Genomic DNA, 20,581 nt, shown 5'->3' with positions numbered 1-20,581 from the left:
TTCTATGAAATATACGTTTCAAAATTGGCACGTTTTTGAATACATGCTGCGGCACGTTCACGGTCATTTTCGCTTTGGAAACTAATGACCAAAATACCGAAAACATCCTCCCTTGACTCGACAATTCTTAAATTCGTAATACTTATTGCCTCATCAGCCAGCAAACCTGTTACCTCGGAAATAACACCTGGATAGTCTGGAACATCTACGTATAAATCAAACGCTGTATACATAGCTCCTGCGCTAATTGGTAATTCATCTCTCAGTTCTTTGGCAATAGAAAAATAGTCTTCTATATCCCGAGAAGTACCATTCGTCAGCAATTCCTTAATACGGCCCATTTCTTTTTCCCAGCCTTCTAGCTGAGTTAGTAGCTCATCACGATTTTGCAAAGTGATATCTCGCCATAAAACCGGGTTGGAAGAAGCTATACGCGTGACATCACGGAAACCACCAGCGGCAAGGGAGCGAGTCATAGGATATTCCCCATTCTCTCCTCCTAATTGATGCACAAGAGAAGCTGCAATGACATGCGGGAAATGACTCACCACAGCTGTCATATGGTCATGCTCACTTGCAGAAACACTCACCACTTTTGCATGCGTGAATTTTAAGAGACTTTCCAGCTGTGCCATATGAACAATTTCTTCACCAGCAAGAGGTGTAAGCATATAGTATGCATTTTCAAAAAGATGCGCCTTTGCAGCTAATACGCCACTTTTGTGTGAACCTGCCATTGGATGTCCACCAATAAACGTAATGCCAAGTTCACGTAATTCACCAGCTTTTTGCATAATTAATTTTTTTGTACTTCCTGTATCTGTTACAATGACTTTATTTTTTAATGGCCATGATTTTAATTGCTCCATCCATTCAAGCGTTGCATTAACTGGTGTACCGAAAATAATGATATCGACATCAGCTGCAATTGCCTGTGGATCCTTCACAGTGTCATGTACAATATTTAATGCTTGCGCATGCTCACGCGTTTGAGCATCCATGTCATAGCCAATAATCTTTGTGTCAGGTGCCTTTTGTAAAGCAAGGGCGATGGAACCACCGATTAATCCTAGCCCAATAACGAGCACATTGCGTGTCATGCAAATACCCCTTGCTCTTTTAATACATTGTCAAGTTGAACTAGCAATGCTGCATTTTGGGCTTCGGTACCGATTGTGACACGGATAAATCCTGGTAATCCTAAAGCATTACCACTGCGCACAATAAAGCCCTTTTTCATAAGCTCTTGGAAAATGACATCACTATCAGCCTTTGTATCAAAGAAAATAAAGTTCGTATCAGATGGGAAGTATTTTAGATTATGTTTTTCACAGAATTCAACATATTGCTTTTTACCATTTTCATTTGCTTCACGACATGCTTCTATATATTCCTGATCGCTTAGTGCAATAGCAGCTACAGCTTGGCTTAAACTCGTATTATTAAATGGACCTCTGACCGGATCAAGCTTTTCAATGACAGTTGGCTGTCCAATTGCATAGCCAACTCGGAAGGATGCCAAACCATATGCTTTAGAGAATGTACGTAATAAAAGCACATTTGGATATTGATCGATGATTGGTAGAGTATCCTTATGTTCAGGATGTGTCACGTATTCAATGTACGCTTCATCTAGTACGACAAGTACATCATTGGGTACTTTGGCAAGGAAGGCACGTAAAGCCGTATCTGGAATTACTACACCAGTAGGATTATTCGGACTACATACCCATACGACAGCTGTTTGATCATCAATTGCAGCCGCCATTGTATCTAGATCATGTGCCCCCTCCACACATGGGATTTTACGTATTTCAGCACCTTCAATTTCAGCATTATGCCAGTATTGGGAGAATGATAGGTCAGCCATAACGGTATTTACCCCTGGATACAACAATGCACGAGTAATAATAGCAATGATATCGTCAGAGCCATTACCAAACAGAAGCTGTGTCTCTTGAACACCTAGATGATTTGCAACAGCTGTACGTAAATTTTGTGCATAGCCATCTGGATAAAGGGCATGATTCACTGCATTATTTTGTAAATATGCTGTCACCTTAGGTGAGCATCCAAATGGATTTTCATTAGATGCCAATTTAATAACTTCTTTTAAGCCATATTCACGTTGCACTTCTTCAATTGGTTTTCCTGGTTTATACGCTTGCATACCGTCCAATTGTTGTTTCCACTTCATCTAAAACATCTCCTCTACTTATTTAGCTTGTGCTAAATCTGGTCTTAATTTCACTGCATCATTGAGATACAAGTGCTTCACATCTTTTTGTGCTACCTCTACATTCGCATGAATTAATACTCGAATACATAATGGTAGTGCATTCGGCACATCCATTTCATGTGTACACATTACTGGGACATATTGCCAACCATCCATCAAGCGTACTGCACGAGCAGGAAATGCTGAAGTAATATCCGGCGTAGTAGAAATCAAAATGGAAGCAATATCATCTATTTCTACATTATTTGCTGACACAACCTCACGCACTAATCTTGCTGTCTCATCCCATACAAGCTCTGGCTTGTCAGATTCAATTGTAATTGCCCCTCTTAGTCCACGAATCATACAAGCACCTCCGCTAATAACTGTCTATATTCGGCATCTACTTCTTTGCATTTTTCTAAATCAATTGCCCGCACAAAAGGTTTACCGATTTTTTCTAATAAAACAAATTGTAAAACGCCATACTCCGTTTTTTTATCTTTCATTAAATAGCTTGTTAATTGTTCGAATGTATAGTCATTAACAGCCTCAAAAGGATATCCATTTTTAACTGCAAATTGTAAAAACGCTTTGGTAAATGCACGATCTAGCTCCCCATAACATTCACTCAATAATAAACAATACACAAGGCCAATCATGACAGCCTCACCATGAGCTACTTTGCCGTAGCCTGCAGCCGCTTCAATCGCATGTCCATATGTATGGCCCAAGTTTAAAAACTTTCGAACAGATTGCTCTGTTTCATCCTCAGCTACAATTTTTGCTTTAACCTCAATCCCCTTTTTTAACTGGCTCGCTAATTCCTGCTGATTAAAATGTATAACGGAATCTGCTGCCATTAATTCCTCTAACCATGCTGGATCAGAAATCATCGCATGTTTGATTAACTCAGCTGTTCCTGAGCGGATCTCGCGTACAGGTAGGGTTTCAGAGAAAACTGTATCGTAAATAACACCTTCTGGCTGATAAAATGCGCCAATCATATTCTTTCCTAATGGATGGTTAATAGCGGTCTTCCCACCTACTGCTGAATCATGCGCCAAAATAGTTGTTGGAATTTGAATAAATGGAACTCCACGCATATAGGTTGCTGCAACAAACCCCGTTAAATCTCCAACAGCCCCGCCACCAAAAGCAAAAATAAATGATTTACGCGAGCATTTTTGCTCTAGTAAAAAAGTTTGAGCTGCAATATATTGCTCAAAGGTTTTGCATGCTTCGCCACCAGGCAAAATAAACACTTCAAAATCATATGGGAAATTTGCCTTGAAATAGGCTTCCTGTGCCTCCCATACATGAGCATCTGTAAAGACAAACAGTTTATCTGCTTTTTTTAGCTGAACCGCAAATGTTTGCATAGCTTCAGTTAGAAATCGATAGCCAAGTACAACCTCATAATGATGCGATTTTGTCGCAACTGGAACACGCATAAATCAGAACCCCTTCGTATATTGACGATGTTCATCAATTTGAGCTTTTAGTTGTGGTAATTGATCACTATGGAATTGCTCCAAAATAATATTCGCTATTTCCCAGGCAATAACATGCTCAGCTACTACTGATGCTGCTGGTACCGCACAGCTGTCAGAACGCTCAACACTCGCTTTAAAGGGCTCTTTTGTTTCGATATCCACACTTTGTAATGGTTTATATAATGTAGGAATTGGCTTCATTACACCGCGTACAACAATTGGCATACCAGTAGACATGCCACCCTCTAAGCCACCAAGTCGATTAGTCGCACGTGTATAGCCTTCTTCTTCAGTCCAAATAATTTCATCATGAACTTCTGAGCCTTTACGACGTGCCATCTCGAAACCAAGCCCAAACTCAACACCTTTAAATGCATTGATAGATAGCATTGCCGCAGCCAACTTAGCATCGAGCTTACGATCATAGTGTACATAAGACCCTACACCTGCTGGCATACCTTCCACAATGACTTCCACAACACCGCCGATAGAATCGCCAGCTTTTTTTGCTTCGTCAATCGCTTCTACCATCTTGGCAGAGGCGACAGGATCAACACAATAGCAAGAATCCGCTTCTACGATGGCACGAATTTCATCGACTGTTTTCCCTTCCACTAAGGATGTATCAGCCTTAATTCCAACAATCTCCGTAACATGTGCGACAATGGAAATACCTAATTCATTTAATAAAGCCTTCGCCACTGAGCCAACCGCTACACGTACAGTTGTTTCACGAGCTGAAGAACGCTCTAATACATTTCGTAAATCACGGTGTCCGTATTTCATGCCACCAACTAAATCCGCATGGCCTGGACGAGGTCGTGAAATTTGACGTTTGATATCCTCAGGATTCACATCTTCTGCTAATGGCTCAGCACCCATAATTTTTGTCCAATGCTTCCAATCATCATTGGTTACAACTAGTGCGACAGGTGATCCAAGTGTTTGTCCATGACGAACGCCTGCGACAATTTCTACTGTATCTGTTTCGATTTGCATGCGTCGTCCACGTCCATGACCTCCTTGACGTCGTTTTAAATCGTGATTAATTTTTTCTGCTGTAATGGGTAAGAGTGACGGTAAACCTTCAATAATAGTTGTTAGTTGGGGGCCGTGTGACTCACCCGCTGTTAAGTAACGCATAAACGCTTTCTCCCTTCAACTCGCTAAAGTATGTATTTTTCACTATAACATATATTCTTTAAAAAAACAGTCCTTTTGCAAATGTCTTTTAAGTTCATCCTATTTACATAACCTAAATGCGAATATTCTGAACGACTTGCATAAAACCTTACTACACTACTGAAGTGAAGTGCTAAAATTTATAAAAAATACGCCTTTGCTTAGGATAAGCGAAAAGCGTACGAATTATCTATGTTAATGCTTTAGTTACTATATGTACATGATGAAACCAGTCATTTGTACAAAGCTTTTCATTCATATTATTAACTGTTTTTTCGATAGAAGAATGTGTCCTCTACTTCAAATTCGTAACGAGATGGATTAAAAATTTGCTCTGTCGATCCTACAAATAGTATGCCATCCTTGCGTAAGGCTTTACTAAAATCGTTATAAATTTGATCTTTGGCTTCTTCCGTGAAATAGATCATTACATTGCGGCAAACTATTAAATCATAATTGCTATCATAGGTATCATTAAGCAAATTTTGTTTTTTAAAGGTTACACAACGCTTAATCTCATCCTTCACGCGGTAGAAAGAGCCCTCTTGTTCAAAACATTTAGCTTTAATGTCATTTGGCACTTCTGCTAAAGAACGTTCTGGATAGACACCTAATTTTGCTTTTTGAATGACATTTTCATCTAAATCAGTAGCAATAATTTGAATTTGAGATAAAGGCACTAATTGAGATAAGACCATTACTAATGAATATGGCTCTTCTCCTGTTGAACAAGCAGCACTCCAAATTTTTAAACGCTTATTTGTTTGTAATAGCTTAGGTAATATTTTCTTTTGCAATACGTCCCAACGCTTTCCATTACGATAAAATTCAGAAACATTAATCGTCATACGATCTAAAAACTCATTCATTAAATCACGATCTTGTTCAAGTGCCTTTAGAAAGTCAACAAAATTTCGATAACCTTTTTTTTCATAAAGTGAGGTTAATCGTCTTTTCATTTGCGCTTCTTTATATAACGCTAAATCTATTCCTGTTTTGCGCTTGATACCTTCTATAAACTGTTCATAATCAGACATATGGTCATCTTCCCCTCTAGCGTCGTAGTTCCATTATAGCGGAAAAGAGACAATCCTGAAATAGTCTTTCTCATGTATACACATCTACTTGCTTGAGTTTTGTTTTTCCTCTAATAGTAGCACCTTTGACTGTTCTAATTCAAGGCGCATTTTTTCCGTTTCAATCGTATAAGTTTCTAATCGAAGTTTTTCTAATTCCACTTCTTTTTCGATAGCCTTTAATTTAATTTTTTGCTGTCTCGTACGGGAATCTGTAAAAATCCCAGCTAAAGAAATAATAACCCCACCAATAATTGCTACAATGGCAATTGACAATACGATCACACCCTTTCGTTACTAAAATTATACGGCAAAGCGGAAAAAATAGTTTCACTTTTCAGGAATTTATTTCAATTTAAAAATGAAGGTAGTTTTTCACTACCCTCATCCTAGCAAATTAACTAAACTTGTACACGGTAATCTTTTAAATCTTCTCGTAATTTCGCCTTCAAAAATTTACCTACAGATGTTTTTGGTACCTCCTGAATGAAAACTATATCATCTGGTATCCATGTTTTATGGAATTGCGTTTGTAAATTTTCGATGAGCTCCTCTTTAGAAATGGAATCCTTGTATTCTAGCTTTGGCACTACACACGCCAGAGGACGTTCCAGCCATTTTTCATGTGGGATGGCAATCACAGCGGCTTCAAAGACTTTTGGATGGGACATCAAGGCATTTTCTAACTCAACTGACGAAATCCATTCTCCACCACTCTTAATTAAATCTTTTGTACGATCGGTAATTTTTATATAGCCATCCGGCGTCATTACCGCGATATCACCTGTATAAAGCCAACCATCTTTAAAGGCTTCTTCTGTACGCTCATCTTGATAGTACTCATTTGCGATCCATGGACCTCGTATCGTTAGTTCACCCATCGTTTCACCATCCCATGGCACCTCGCCATTTTCATTAACAACACGGGTTTCGAGAAGGGGCATTGTCATCCCTTGAGTAATGCGAACATGCATTTTTTCATCAGCCGTGTAGTCCTGCATATGGGTTAAATACGTGGATAAGCTTACAAGCGGAGAGGTCTCAGTCATCCCATACCCAGTCATATAAGGAATCTTCAGCTCCTCCTCGAAGCCCTTTACAAGACCAATAGGTGAGGCAGATCCGCCACAAACTATTAATCGCATTGACGATAGGTCACGGGGGTGTAGACGTTGCTCCTGTAAAACACCGAGCCAAATAGTAGGTACACCTGCCGTCAAGGTTACTTTGTACACGTCAAAAAGCTCAAGTAAAAGCTGAGGCGTAAACATAGGACCCGGTAATACCTGAGTGGCACCAAAGGCTACACTAGCAAAAGGGAAGCCCCATGCATTGGCATGAAACATTGGTACAACAGGTAGCACAACATCCGACTCACAAATAGCAATACTATCTGCAAGTCCAGCGGTTAAACTGTGAAGGACGATACTGCGATGTGTATAAACTACTCCCTTTGGCATACCAGTCGTTGCACTCGTATAACACATACCAGCAGGTGTATTTTCATCTAAATCTTCTGGAAAAGTGAAATGCTCATCGGCATCTGCAATTAGTGCCTCATAGGACAAAGCATTTGGAATGGGGAAAGATTCTAGTGCCACAGCATCTCCCATAATGATAATGTGTTTAACCGTTTTTAATTGTGAAACAAATGGTGCGATAAGAGGGACTAAATTGTCGTCAATTAATAATATTTCATCCTCCGCATGATTAATGACATAGACAATATGCTCAGGAGCTAATCGAATATTGATCATATGCAGAACCGCTCCTGCACATGGTACAGCAAAATAGGCTTCCAAATGACGATGATGATTCCAAGCAAATGTCCCAACCTTTGTGCCCTGCTGCATACCTAATTTTGTTAGGGCATCTGCTAATTGACGAGTTCGTTTGACATATTCTATATACGTAAATTCATGAATAGTTGTAGCGCTTGTTCGCGAATATATTTTCTTTGACTGAAAAAATCGTTCTGCTCGATTCAAAAAACTTGTTAATAATAAAGGCGTATCCATCATATGCATTTTACCGCTCCCCTTCGCTGACAAATTTCCGAAACAACCGAGGCTAACTGCTGCTACAATAAAAAGATTTACTTAGGCTGCATACGAATGGCTCCATCCAAACGAATGACCTCACCATTTAACAAACCATTTTGGATAATGCTTTCAACAAGAAGTGCATATTCGGATGGCTTGCCAAGTCGTTTGGGGAATGGCGTCATTTGTGCAAGAGCTGTCCTTGCAGGGTCTGGTAAAGACGCAAACATTGGTGTTTCAATTAAACCAGGTGCAATAGTCATCACACGAACACCAAACTCTGCAAGCTCGCGTGCAATTGGTAGTGTCATAGCTGCTACGCCACCTTTAGATGCACTATAGGCAGCCTGTCCAATTTGACCGTCAAATGCTGCTACAGAAGCCGTATTAATAATAACGCCGCGCTGTCCATCCTCGTTTGGCTCATTACGCTGCATTTTCTCAGCTACTAGACGGATGACATTGAATGTACCGATTAAATTAACCGATATTATTTTTTCAAATAAACTAAGTGCATGAATCCCACGCTTGGAAATTACTTTGCTCGCATCTGCAATTCCTGCACAGTTCACCGCTACATTAATATGGTCAAATGCTGCTATGGCTTGCTCAAGACCTGTTGCTACATCTTCCTCTTTCGTAACATCTACTCGCACATAGATTGCATTTCCCCCTAATTCCTCTACTAGAGCTTGTCCACGTTCATCATTCACATCAAAGATGATGGATTTGCCACCTTGTTCGACGATGTGACGAACAGTCGCCTCTCCTAAACCTGATGCCCCACCTGTTACTACTGCAACTACTTCATGCTTCCTCATTGCACATACCCCCCTTTACATTTTTTCAATAATCGTAGCATTAGCCATCCCCATACCTTCACAAATAGCTAGTAAGCCGTATCGGTAATTTTCTCGTTCCATTCGATAGAGCAAAGTCGTTAACAATTTTGTTCCGGTAGCACCTAATGGATGTCCTAGTGCAATTGCTCCGCCATCTGGATTGAGCTTCTTTGGGTCCCCACCAATTTCCTGCAACCATACAAGTGGCACAGGTGCAAAGGCTTCATTGACCTCATAGGTGTCAATATCCTCTATGTTCAAGCCAGATCGTTCTAACGCCTTTCGAGTTGCTTCGATTGGTCCCGTTAACATTAATGTCGGGTCAGAACCTACAACAACTCTTGTCAAAATTTTAGCGAGTGGCTGAATACCAAGTTCCTGCGCTTTATCCAATGCCATAACTACTACTGCTGATGCCCCATCACTCATCTGACTAGCATTACCAGCCGTAATGACGCCATCCTCTTGAAAAACAGTTTTTAAACCATTTAAAATGTCAACGGTAGTTCCAGCACGAGGTCCCTCATCCTTAACAACTGTTGCTACAGTGCCATCTTCTTGAATGACTTCAATAGGTAGAATTTCATCTTTGAAAGTCCCTGCTTCAAGGGCTGCTAGTGCTCGTAGATGACTCTCATAGGCATAACTATTGAGCTGCTCTTTTGATAAGGACCATTTTTCGGCTATTTTCTCTGCTGATAGTCCTTGATGAATAATATTATAATTTTCCTGTAAGCGATTACCTAAATGAGCATTTTTCATGTTAGTCCCCATAGGCACCCTAGACATACTTTCCACACCGCCAGCAATTACTATATCCATATCACCGGCTAATATAGCTTGTGCAGCGAAATGCACCGCTTGCTGGCTAGAACCACATTGACGATCAATGGTCACACCTGGTACACAATCGGGAAATCCAGCCATTAACAGGGCTGTCCTCGCAATATTCCCCCCCTGCTCTGTAGTCTGCGTCACACAGCCTAAAATGACATCATCCACTTGTTCCTTATTTATGCCTGCACGTTTTACAGCCTCCTGCAACACATCAGCAGCCATATCATCTGCTCGAACATGACTTAATACACCCTTACTTCGCCCCACAGCCGTTCGCACAGCCGCAACAATCACCACTTCTCTCATCTCCATTGCCCCTTTTCCTCGTCATCCTTCACAGTTTATTGACAAGACTATTAATATATTCCTAACTTAATTATCAGAATATTATAGCATTTATTGTACATGAATAAGAAGTTTTTAACAATTCTATATGGTTCTAGAAATAGATGATTCACTAAGTTGACTGGCCCATCTAAATAACCACAAACCTACTAACCATCTCCATTTTTTAAGCAAAAAAAAGCAACCTCAATTATATTGAGATTGCCTAATCTATTCGCAAATTAAACTAAATCTTCACCGAAGAATAAAGCGATTTCGCGCTCTGCAGAAGCAAGAGAGTCAGAACCGTGGATGATGTTGTGAGAAACAGTTGTTGCGTAGTCACCACGGATTGTACCTGGGTTAGATTCCTCAGGTTTTGTTGCACCCATCATTGTACGAGCAAGTTTAATTACATTTTCGCCTTCCCATACCATAGCGAATACAGGACCAGAAGTAATGAAATCAACTAGTTCACCAAAGAATGGACGCTCAGCATGTTCAGCATAGTGCTTTTCTGCTAAATCTTTTGAAATTACCATTAATTTAGCACCTTTCATTACAAAACCGCGACGCTCGAAACGATCAACGATATCTCCAACTACTTGACGTTCAACGCCATCTGGCTTAACCATTAAAAAAGTTTGTTCAATTGCCATGTTTAAAACACTCCTTAAATTCTTCTAACAGGTTTTACACCTACCGATAAATATTAACAAAAAAAGAGGCTTTGTACAACAAAAAGCTAGAATTTGCGCTTACCCATAAACAATGCAACATCACGTAGCTTTTTCTTTACGGGATGTTTTGGCAAAGCATCTATTTCTTGTAAAGCCTTTTTCAAATATTTATCACTCATACGATTAGCTTGCTCAATTGCATGAGATTTACGCACATACTGCAACATATTTTGACGTTCGGCTTCTGTTAATGTACCAGCAAATACTTTTACCAAGTATGGTTGCATCTCCGGGTCATCCTTTAACAAGAGAATCGGTAAGGTAATATTTCCTTGTAATAAATCACTACCTGCTGGCTTTCCTAGCTCCTTATCTGTTGCCATAATATCTAACACATCATCGATAATTTGGAAGCTCATGCCTACAAAGTAGCCGAAGCGTTTTAAATGACGTACAGTTTTAGCATCAACGCCTGCTGCAACAGCCCCTAACTCACAACTAGAAGAAATAAGTAAAGCTGTTTTGCGTTTAATTCTTCTAAAATAATCCTTTAAACCTTGATCGAGTCTAAATTTATCTTCAATTTGAATAACTTCACCGTTACAAATCTCAACCATGGTACGTGCTAAAATTTGATGAACTAGTGGATCTTCTAATTTTGTAATATATTCGAGAGCACGTGCAAAAATAAAATCGCCCGTGTACATTGCTACTCGGTTATTCCATTGCGCTTTGACAGTTGGGCGTCCTCTTCGCATATTGGAATCATCAATAACATCATCATGGACAAGTGATGCCATATGAATGAGTTCTAAAGGTACTGCAACATCCTTCATCTTCTCAATGTCATATTCACCAAATTTTGCACCTAGTAATACAAAAATTGGTCGTATACGTTTGCCACCAGCTTGTAATAAATGGAGAGAAGCATCGTTGATCAAATATGAAGATGAGTCCACCGCATTTTCTAACTCTCGTTCAATGATATCGATATCTGATTTCAAATCGGAATAGAGTAGTTTTAACTTCATCTTTTCCACGTGTGAAAACCTTCCCCCATTAACGTATCTTTTTAAAGCCTATATGCATTGCCGCAGCACCGCCACTGTATGCTTTGTACGTTACTTTTTCTAATCCTGCCTTCTCAAACAATGCCGCTAACTTTTTCATACCTGGGAAATCATTCGCAGATTCTTGAAGCCAAGAATACTCCTTGTAACTTTTCGCAAATATTTTACCAAATATCGGCATTATATATTTAAAATAAAAACGGAATAATTGACGGTAACCAGGAATTTCAGATTGAGATGTTTCTAAACAAACAACCATTCCACCTGGTTTTACGACACGGTGCATTTCCTTTAAGACTTGCAAATAATCTGGTACATTGCGTAGACCAAAGCCAATTGTCACATAATCAAACGTATCATCTGGAAAAGGTAATTCCATAGCATTTCCATGAATCAGTTCAATTTGCGGATATGATTGTACTTTTTTTTCGCCTACTTTAAGCATGTTTTGACTAAAGTCCAGTCCTTTTACTTCTCCACTTTCTCCAACTGCCTCAGCCAATGCGATCGTCCAATCTGCCGTACCACAGCAAACATCCAATGCCTTTGATCCAGGTTTGACAGCCATGTGTTTCATCGTATCGTTACGCCAACCAATATGCATTTGGAAACTAATAACACCGTTCATTTTGTCATAATTATCCGAGATACTCTCAAATACTTCATGAACGTGCTCTGCTTTCGTTTTAGCCATTTTGAAAAACCTCTCTTATCCGTTAGTAGAAGCAATAGAAGCCTCTACATGTGCATGTAAAGCTCGTTTCACATCACTTTGTAAAAATGATGCACTCTCCACCATCTTCGACAGCTCTATTTTTAAATGCACTATTTTTTCTTTGATGACGCTATTAAAAGTAGTACCCTGACGTTGAACACTTTCTTCAAGTGCCTTACCTATTAAGGACGTTTGTCCACGTTGATAAGCTGCCATTTCTTTTTCTAAACGTAAGATCAATAAACTTTTTTCCATCAACGGTATATATTCACTAAAGGAATAAAGCTCGAAAAATTGAGCAATTAATCCTGATTCAATATTACACATCGAAGCATACCATTGCTCGATTGTTCTTTGTTCGGTCTCATACACCTTTATCTGGTTTTCACATCGTGTCACAATTCCCTGTGACAAATTTCGTATCAATGCGACATTTCCAGACATCGCTAATATTTCGTAATAACGACCACTATAAAAATCCCCAGCTAATACTGTAAGCTGCTGTTCTTTAGAAGTAGCATCTAATTCTTTTATGTGATCGTGTGCCGACAATGCCGCATACACAATGCCAACAGTAATGGCAGCCTCTTGTTGCTCTTGTTGCCACTCTTCACCATTCAAAAACGGGACTAACAAATAAAACAATTGATTTTCATCTAGCACAGGCATTCCTGTGTATTTTTGCAAAGTTCTATGACGAACATCCATGAAAATCTCTGTTTTTAACTGGGCAATTGAATTTTGAATGTATGTTGCATTCATAGACCTTACTCCATTTCACTTTCAAATACGTTAATCCTATCTAAGGCTTAACGTTTGCTTACTGAGTCATTATAGCATACGCAACGATGCGGAATAAAAAAATTTTGCTTTCTTCAAGAGGATAGGCAGTAGAGTTTTCCCATGGAAAGGGAATGCTACTGCCCATATAATTAGTTTTTCACATCTCACTCTTTTATATGTGCCTAAATGGCACGGGATAAAAACTATTATGAAACCATATCTTGTCTATATATTATTTTTTTGCTTCGCTATGGATCACACCATGTGCTGTATGAATCTGTGCTTTCCCTCGAATCTTCATCGCAGAAGTGTGTTCTGTAAATTGAGCAATCATAACTTCGCCGGCATCTAATTTTTCAGAATGATGGAACTTTGTATCTGTTCCACGCGTTAAACCAATAACATGTACACCATCTTCTTCAGCTTGAATAACAATATAATCTTGTGACATTCTTGTACACTCCTTAAATCCGACAAATTCTTAGTTCATCATAACATAATTAGACAAGCAATTTAAGACATTTGAATAAATGATAGAACTTCTCTACGCTTTACTTCATCATGCTCATAAACACCACGTGCTACAGATGTTACTGTCTTAGAGCCTGGTTTTTTCAGTCCTCGCATAGTCATACACATGTGCTCAGCCTCAATCACCACATAAACTCCTTTTGGTGCTAGCATTTCCATAATGGTATCAGCGACTGAAGATGTGATACGTTCTTGCAACTGTGGTCGGCGAGCAATTGTTTCTACTGCACGACCTAATTTGCTTAGTCCTGCAACAATGCCGTCATTCGGTATGTAAGCGACATGCGCTTTTCCATAGAACGGAACTAGATGATGCTCACACATCGAATAAAAAGGAATATCTTTGACAAGAACCAATTCTTCATGATCCTCGTGGAACACTGTTCTAAAATAGTCTTTGGCATCTTCATGTAAGCCACTAAACATCTCAGCATACATTTTTGCGACACGCTTTGGTGTATCTAATAAACCTTCTCGATTTACGTCTTCACCTACCGCCTCTAAAATCATTTTTACTGCTTCTTCTATTTTTAATAAATCTATATTCGACATTCAATAAACCTCCTGCGTATCAAAACATTACACATTTCCCTATGCATCGTAGCACATCCAAAAGGTAAGCGCAAAATGACTTACTTGTTTCACAAAAAATTTGCTGCAAGTTAGCAAATCTAGCTTTTATTATAATTATGTATAGTCAACTTAAAGTTAAAAAGAGCAGTCTCCATGTTCGTTAACATGAAGACTGCTCTATGTAACTACTAGACGTGTATTATTTTACAGCGTCTTTAAGTGCTTTACCTGGTTTGAAAGCAGGCACCTTGCTAGCAGCGATTTCGATTTCTTTACCAGTTTGTGGGTTACGACCTTTACGAGCCGCACGTTCACGTACTTCGAAGTTACCAAAACCAATTAATTGTACTTTGTCACCCTTTGCAAGAGCATCTTGAATTGTATCAAATACAGCTTCAACTGCTTTAGAAGCGTCTTTTTTAGAAAGACCTGCAGCTTCAGCAACAGAGTTTACTAATTCTGTTTTATTCACACCATTCACCTCCTCTCAAAGGGTCATGAACCAATTCTGTAAAAAGAGTAACACATAGAAAACCGCTACGCAACTGTATTCATTCATGATTATAACCAAAAAATCAGTTTTTCACCCAAAAAATCAAAAAAAAGGACTTTTCGCATAAAAACGAAAAGTCCTTTTCCTATTTTTTACACTTCTTTTTATTTTTTATCACTATAAAATAAATGTTACTAACCCTCGATCACCTTCGTTTACCATACGTTCGATCGTTTGACGCATCCGTTTTTTGGCTGTATTTGGAACTGCATCCATTTTATATCTAATACCTTCTTTTAATACTTCATGTAATGGTGTTCCAAAAAGTTGTGTATTCCATAGAGCATCACGGTCATGTAAATAAGCATGGTTCAAATCTTTTAAAAGTTGCTGACTATGGAACTCAGAGCCGATTAACGGGGCAAATTCTGAATCCATATCGACACGAATAATGTGATAAGATGGCGCCTTCGCTTTCATTCGCACACCAAAGAAATTATTTTGCTTAATTAATTCTGGGGCTGTTGGCTCAAATTCCTGCATCATTGGTAATGTAACACCATAGCCTGTCGTATCCGCATCATGAATGGCACTTTTAAAGCGTTTTTGAGCTTCTTTTGCCTCCGCTGCTTCTTTAATAAACAGTAGCCAATCCTTTTTTGTTTCAATCGGTTCTTCTAACCACTCATTACAAACCGATTTATATAGTTCACCCTGTAAGGACACACGAATTACAGCTGTGCCAATACCGGCATCTACATGGACTACTTCACTTTGATCTATAAAATCAATAGCTTTAAAAGCATCGGATGCTTGTTGCACATCCCTAATTTTCATAACAGAAGAAAGCACTTCTTCCATGGAATCAATCAATGCAACATTTAATGGATGTGAGGCATCTAGTACGTCTAACCAATCTGGCTTCTCCACCTCTATCGTACGGATTGGGAATTCAAATAACGCCTCTTGTAATATATACTGAATATCAGTTTCTCTCATTTGATCAATTGAAATGGCGATAACGGGAACATTATAACGTTCAAACAACTCATTGCGCAGTTGAACAGTTTCTTCTCTAGCTGGCATTTGGCAATTAAGTAAAATGACAAAAGGCTTGCCAATATCCTTTAATTGCTCAACAATTTCTTCTTCTGCCCTCTCTGCAGCTCGACGACTAATACCATTAACCGTTCCATCAGTTGTCACTACAATTCCAATATTCGCATGATCGCGAATTACTTTATCCGTACCTATTTTCGCTGCTTCCTGAAACGGAATAGGCTCTGTATGCCAAGGAGTATGAACAAATTTTGGTCCATTTTCATCTTCATAGCCTTTTGTTCCTTCGATAATGTAACCCACACAATCTGCTAATCGAATTTGAAATGGCATTTCATCGTCACCGACCACAATACGGGTTGCTTGAGCAGGCACAAACTTCGGCTCAGCAGTCATAATGACTGGCCCCGGAGAACTTTGTGGCAACTCATCCTGTGCTCGCATTCTTTCTGTTTCATCCACAATGTTTGGTAACACGACGGATTCCATTACCTTTTTTACAAATGTTGATTTACCTACACGTACTGGACCGACAACACCAATATAAACATCGCCATTTGTTCGCTCTGCAATTTCTTTAAATACTGCTTCACTCAAGGTTTCTGCCTCCTTTATCTACGCTTTTTCACTATATGCGAGCTTGTAGACAAATATGAAAAAGCCCCTCACAAATGTAAGGAGCTTGTTGATTATTCTTCTTTTTTCTTGGCGGCTTCTGCCTCTTGTTTTTGTCGTTCTTGAGCCTTCTTGGCATCTGCCTTATAAGTGTCCATATCATAAACCGGCTCACCCTTCTCGTCCACTGTATACGGAACAGAGTAAGCAGGTACTACAGGAAATTTATCGACAAGTAATTGGCGAATATCATCGCCCGGTTTGACATCCGGCTTGTCTTCTTTTAGTAGTTGTCCTAAATCAATGGAATAATCTACATGTAATTCACCGTCACCAGTCATAAAGAGCGGTAATTCGACGCCTGAATAGGGACTTTTCACAGTAACCTCTGTTTTATAGCCTAAATCCTTATAATTAATTTGGTACACATTATCTGATGTTGAGCCTGTTATTGGTAAATATTGTGTAGATAGTTTCCGAATTCCTATTTCGCGAATACGCTCTGCAGCATTTAAATCTACTAGTTTAACGGTCGCTTCATGCTCAGGATCCCAAATAATATACTGATATATACCGCCTTTTTCATAGGCGTTTCCAGGGATCGTCGACAAATACTTCGGCATAAGCTTTTCAAAATCAATTAAATACTTGATATATAAATCTGTATCTAATTCGCTATTTTTAATGGGCACTAGCCCACCAGTTGCTTCACGGTATTCATTAACAGCACGCTGAACAGCTGCTAGTTGGTCCACATCAGGCGTAACCTTCGCCCTTTTCTCGTCTTCTGGGTACGCACACCCGACTAACAATATGGCGGTTGCAATTACCACCAGAAAAGTACTTAGTTTTTTCATGTTACTAACACCTCGTTATTTATTATGCTGGCCATGTGGCAACTATAAGTACCATTAAAAATGTGCCAAGTCCAAACAGTATGTATGCACATAAATTTACGATTGTTCGTAAAAATACATTTGAAATCTTGTTACGAGCTAAATAAATTAAGCCGACTGATATTATCATAAAGCCTATACAATAAAACGATACCCACATTACATCTAAAGCAGGCATATGAGCTAACGGGCCCATTTCCAATAACCACCTTTCTTTCTATGTCAAGACACAATCAAAGTATATTATACTATGTGCCTTTGTTAAAAAGAAATAGTTGTCCCATAACTATCAAGAAATGGACAACCTTTTAAAATGCTTTAACTATTCAACTGATAGCACATAATAAGGTGTCTCAGTAGATTCACCGAGACACCCTATTTATGTCCGTTTCATGACAAATTTAATCATAAAAATAATATTAATGCTTCATCTCGTCAATTTCACGTTTTTTCATGCGCATCATAAGTGCATCAACTGCCACTTTCGGTTCTACTTCGTTAAAGAGTACACTATAAAGCTCTGTGGAAATGGGCATTGCCACACCATACTTTTCTGCTAATTGATAGGCAGCCTTTGTAGTACGCACACCCTCTACAACCATCCCCATTTGATCAAGAACCTCTTGTAACTTCATACCCTGTCCTAACATATTACCAGCTCGCCAGTTTCTTGAGTGAACGCTTGTACACGTTACAATCAAATCACCCATGCCTGTAAGACCCGAGAACGTAAATGGATTACCACCCATTTTTACACCTAAACGAGTAATCTCCGCAAGTCCTCGCGTAATTAATGCGGCTTTCGCATTATCCCCATAATTCAAGCCATCTGTAATGCCTGCAGCTAAAGCGATAACATTTTTCAGTGCCCCACCAATTTCTACACCGATCACATCGTCATTTGTATAAACACGGAAAAATTGGTTCATAAATAAATCCTGTACTTTTTCAGCAGCATCTATGTCCGCACATGCAGCTGTAACCGTTGTAGGATGATGAAGAACCACTTCCTCAGCATGACTTGGCCCTGAAAGCACTACAATTTCATCCACTTTTTCAGCAGGTAAGCTCTCTGCTAATATTTCAGAAATTCGCTTTAGAGAATCAGGCTCAATTCCTTTTGAAACATGTACAAATAAAACTTTTTTAGTTAATTCAGCCGTCAATTTTTCGCAAACTTCACGAATTGCTTTTGTCGGCACAGCCACAACGATTGTTTCAGCATGTGTTGCTGCCTTTGCAATATCACTCGTAGCATGTAAATTAGTTGGTAATACCGTTTCAGGTAAATATTTTTTATTGGTATGCATACGGTTGATTTCTTCTGCCTGTTCAGCTCGATGTGTCCATACAAGCGTATCATGGCCATTTTCCGCCAGTACCATTGCCAGCGCAGACCCCCAAGAGCCTGCCCCTAACACACAAACTTTTTCCATAAAAAATCCTCCCTTATTGTGGGTTGTCTACACTATTTTCTTTTCTTGTAAAAAGACGCCACCCAACAATTGTGTCGGGTTGGCGTATTGTATGTGTATGACTATAACTTTAAGCACGAGCACGTGTAATTAATCGAATCGGTGTTCCTTCAAAGTCGAATGTTTCACGAATACGATTTTCTAAGAAACGTTCATAAGAGAAGTGCATAAGCTCAGGTTCATTGACAAATACCACAAACGTTGGTGGTTTAATCGCAACCTGCGTAGCGTAGTAAATACGTAAACGGCGACCTTTATCGGTTGGCGCAGGATTACGTGCTACGGAATCTTCTATGACTTCATTTAAAATAGAAGATTGAATACGCATCGCATGATTCTCACTAACACGTTGGATAATCGGTAAAATCTGATGAACACGCTGTTTCGTATTAGCCGAAACGAAAATAATCGGTGCATAGTCTAAAAATAGGAAATGCTCACGAATTTGCTGCGTAAAAACATTCATAGTTTTTTCGTCTTTCTCGATAGCATCCCATTTATTGACAACAATCACAACAGCTTTTCCCGCTTCATGTGCATACCCAGCAATTTTCTTATCTTGCTCCTGAATACCTTCTTCCGCATTCAGTACCACTAACACAACGTCTGAACGTTCAATCGCACGTAACGCACGCAAAACAGAATATTTTTCGGTTGTTTCATAAATTTTCCCTTTTTTACGCATACCCGCAGTATCAATAATGACATATTCCTGATCTTCATACGCATAAGGTGTGTCAATTGCATCGCGTGTCGTACCCGCAATATCACTAACAATTACTCGATCTTGACCTAAGAACGCATTCACTAAAGATGATTTCCCCACATTCGGACGACCGATTAATGAGAATTTAATTACATCATCTCCGTACTGCTCTTCATCTTCTTTCGGGAAATGTTTCGCACATTCGTCTAATAAATCCCCTAAACCTAAGCCGTGAGAGCCAGAAATTGGCCAAGGCTCACCGAAGCCCAATGCATAAAAATCATAAATCATTTCACGCATATCAGGATTATCGATTTTATTGACTGCTAGTACAACAGGTTTCTTAGTTTTGTATAAAATTTTAGCTACTTGCTCATCGGCTGCCGTTACCCCTTCACGACCATTTGTCATAAAAATAATAACGTCTGCTTCATCAATGGCGATTTCAGCTTGTTGACGAATTTGCTCTAAAAACGGCTCGTCCCCAATTTCAATCCCACCTGTATCAATAATATTAAAATCGTGTGTTAACCACTCTGCCGAACTATAAATACGATCACGTGTTACGCCTGGGATATCTTCCACAATAGACACACGCTCTCCAACGATACGGTTAAAAATCGTCGACTTACCTACGTTCGGACGACCTACGATGGCTACTACTGGTTTCGTCATCTGTACTTCATCCTTCCAACTTCTTGTCTTTCGCTATTATACACGAAAAATGCCATTATATCATATCATATCCATAAAGTAGAACGCTATGTATGGCTTTACCAAACCAAACGATTTATTTTCGCGGTTTTATGCTGTGTTTTGAATGCGTGAGTGGAGGATTTTTTGAGGGTAAATCAGTTGCTTTTGAATTCAATTAATTGGAAGGTTCTTTTCGTTACTTTGAGGGTTTAACTGCTACTTCTAGAGTTGTATCCGTCACTTTGTAGGTTTCCTCCCACTTCAATGCTTTT

22 protein-coding genes are annotated in these 20,581 nt (G+C 39.2%); all 22 read right to left on the bottom strand.

What is annotated here, in order from left to right:
* Window positions 1-2: 2 nt before the first annotated feature.
* The 22 genes from MKY88_RS07235 to der all read right to left on the bottom strand — a co-directional run bounded on the left by MKY88_RS07235 (window position 3) and on the right by der (window position 20,288).
* The gene (locus MKY88_RS07235) at window positions 3-1,100 is read right to left on the bottom strand and encodes a prephenate dehydrogenase (RefSeq protein WP_328202429.1); all 1,098 of its coding nucleotides are present in this window, start codon (window positions 1,098-1,100) and stop codon (window positions 3-5) included.
* Window positions 1,097-2,197: a histidinol-phosphate transaminase gene (gene hisC / locus MKY88_RS07230; RefSeq protein WP_193831374.1), complete on the bottom strand. Its 1,101-nt coding sequence runs from the start codon at window positions 2,195-2,197 to the stop codon at window positions 1,097-1,099. Before hisC ends, MKY88_RS07235 begins: the two co-directional genes overlap by 4 nt.
* Window positions 2,198-2,215: 18 nt before the next feature.
* On the bottom strand, window positions 2,216-2,584 hold the full coding sequence (gene aroH, locus MKY88_RS07225; protein ID WP_193831373.1) for a chorismate mutase: 369 nt from the start codon (window positions 2,582-2,584) through the stop codon (window positions 2,216-2,218).
* Window positions 2,581-3,672 carry a 3-dehydroquinate synthase gene (gene aroB, locus MKY88_RS07220; RefSeq protein ID WP_340813265.1) on the bottom strand — a complete coding sequence of 364 codons (1,092 nt, stop codon included), beginning with the start codon at window positions 3,670-3,672 and terminating at the stop codon, window positions 2,581-2,583. Before aroB ends, aroH begins: the two co-directional genes overlap by 4 nt.
* A 3-nt stretch (window positions 3,673-3,675) precedes the next feature.
* A complete protein-coding gene (gene aroC / locus MKY88_RS07215; RefSeq protein ID WP_193831371.1) occupies window positions 3,676-4,857 on the bottom strand; it encodes a chorismate synthase in 1,182 nt (393 codons plus the stop codon).
* Window positions 4,858-5,159: 302 nt separating this feature from the next.
* On the bottom strand, window positions 5,160-5,933 hold the full coding sequence (locus MKY88_RS07210) for a CheR family methyltransferase (protein WP_193831370.1): 774 nt from the start codon (window positions 5,931-5,933) through the stop codon (window positions 5,160-5,162).
* 84 nt (window positions 5,934-6,017) lie between these two features.
* Window positions 6,018-6,248, bottom strand: a complete 231-nt coding sequence (locus MKY88_RS07205; protein ID WP_008180398.1) for a hypothetical protein — start codon at window positions 6,246-6,248, stop codon at window positions 6,018-6,020.
* A gap of 125 nt (window positions 6,249-6,373) precedes the next feature.
* Complete coding sequence (locus MKY88_RS07200; RefSeq protein WP_340813263.1) at window positions 6,374-7,999, bottom strand: long-chain fatty acid--CoA ligase; 1,626 nt, start codon at window positions 7,997-7,999, stop codon at window positions 6,374-6,376.
* 68 nt (window positions 8,000-8,067) lie between these two features.
* The gene (locus MKY88_RS07195) at window positions 8,068-8,835 is read right to left on the bottom strand and encodes a 3-hydroxyacyl-CoA dehydrogenase (protein WP_193831369.1); all 768 of its coding nucleotides are present in this window, start codon (window positions 8,833-8,835) and stop codon (window positions 8,068-8,070) included.
* A gap of 15 nt (window positions 8,836-8,850) precedes the next feature.
* Window positions 8,851-9,999, bottom strand: coding sequence for a thiolase family protein (locus MKY88_RS07190; RefSeq protein WP_340813262.1), 1,149 nt, complete (start codon window positions 9,997-9,999; stop codon window positions 8,851-8,853).
* A 260-nt stretch (window positions 10,000-10,259) separates the two neighbouring features.
* Window positions 10,260-10,676: a nucleoside-diphosphate kinase gene (ndk, locus tag MKY88_RS07185; RefSeq protein WP_008180402.1), complete on the bottom strand. Its 417-nt coding sequence runs from the start codon at window positions 10,674-10,676 to the stop codon at window positions 10,260-10,262.
* Window positions 10,677-10,762: 86 nt separating this feature from the next.
* On the bottom strand, window positions 10,763-11,737 hold the full coding sequence (hepT, locus tag MKY88_RS07180; RefSeq protein WP_069480668.1) for a heptaprenyl diphosphate synthase component II: 975 nt from the start codon (window positions 11,735-11,737) through the stop codon (window positions 10,763-10,765).
* Between the two features lie 19 nt (window positions 11,738-11,756).
* Window positions 11,757-12,461, bottom strand: coding sequence for a demethylmenaquinone methyltransferase (locus MKY88_RS07175; protein ID WP_069480667.1), 705 nt, complete (start codon window positions 12,459-12,461; stop codon window positions 11,757-11,759).
* A gap of 15 nt (window positions 12,462-12,476) precedes the next feature.
* Entirely contained in the window at window positions 12,477-13,244 is a 768-nt protein-coding gene (locus tag MKY88_RS07170) for a heptaprenyl diphosphate synthase component 1 (RefSeq protein ID WP_193831367.1), read from the bottom strand.
* A 253-nt stretch (window positions 13,245-13,497) separates the two neighbouring features.
* Window positions 13,498-13,716, bottom strand: coding sequence for a trp RNA-binding attenuation protein MtrB (gene mtrB / locus MKY88_RS07165; RefSeq protein WP_008180408.1), 219 nt, complete (start codon window positions 13,714-13,716; stop codon window positions 13,498-13,500).
* A 62-nt stretch (window positions 13,717-13,778) separates the two neighbouring features.
* On the bottom strand, window positions 13,779-14,348 hold the full coding sequence (folE, locus tag MKY88_RS07160; RefSeq protein ID WP_069480665.1) for a GTP cyclohydrolase I FolE: 570 nt from the start codon (window positions 14,346-14,348) through the stop codon (window positions 13,779-13,781).
* A gap of 220 nt (window positions 14,349-14,568) precedes the next feature.
* Window positions 14,569-14,841 carry an HU family DNA-binding protein gene (locus MKY88_RS07155; protein ID WP_004232618.1) on the bottom strand — a complete coding sequence of 91 codons (273 nt, stop codon included), beginning with the start codon at window positions 14,839-14,841 and terminating at the stop codon, window positions 14,569-14,571.
* Between the two features lie 198 nt (window positions 14,842-15,039).
* Window positions 15,040-16,518, bottom strand: coding sequence for a stage IV sporulation protein A (gene spoIVA / locus MKY88_RS07150; RefSeq protein ID WP_193831366.1), 1,479 nt, complete (start codon window positions 16,516-16,518; stop codon window positions 15,040-15,042).
* A 92-nt stretch (window positions 16,519-16,610) separates the two neighbouring features.
* Window positions 16,611-17,393 carry a hypothetical protein gene (locus MKY88_RS07145; protein ID WP_069480663.1) on the bottom strand — a complete coding sequence of 261 codons (783 nt, stop codon included), beginning with the start codon at window positions 17,391-17,393 and terminating at the stop codon, window positions 16,611-16,613.
* Window positions 17,394-17,415: 22 nt separating this feature from the next.
* Complete coding sequence (locus MKY88_RS07140) at window positions 17,416-17,628, bottom strand: DUF2768 domain-containing protein (RefSeq protein WP_008180416.1); 213 nt, start codon at window positions 17,626-17,628, stop codon at window positions 17,416-17,418.
* 223 nt (window positions 17,629-17,851) lie between these two features.
* Window positions 17,852-18,868 carry an NAD(P)H-dependent glycerol-3-phosphate dehydrogenase gene (locus MKY88_RS07135; protein ID WP_036124568.1) on the bottom strand — a complete coding sequence of 339 codons (1,017 nt, stop codon included), beginning with the start codon at window positions 18,866-18,868 and terminating at the stop codon, window positions 17,852-17,854.
* A gap of 109 nt (window positions 18,869-18,977) precedes the next feature.
* Window positions 18,978-20,288: a ribosome biogenesis GTPase Der gene (der, locus tag MKY88_RS07130; RefSeq protein ID WP_025114723.1), complete on the bottom strand. Its 1,311-nt coding sequence runs from the start codon at window positions 20,286-20,288 to the stop codon at window positions 18,978-18,980.
* Window positions 20,289-20,581 lie beyond the last annotated feature (293 nt).

Origin of the sequence: Lysinibacillus sp. FSL R7-0073, from assembly GCF_038009065.1 — a bacterium.
Classification (GTDB): domain Bacteria; phylum Bacillota; class Bacilli; order Bacillales_A; family Planococcaceae; genus Lysinibacillus; species Lysinibacillus fusiformis.
This window is presented reverse-complemented; position numbering and strand designations above follow the sequence as displayed.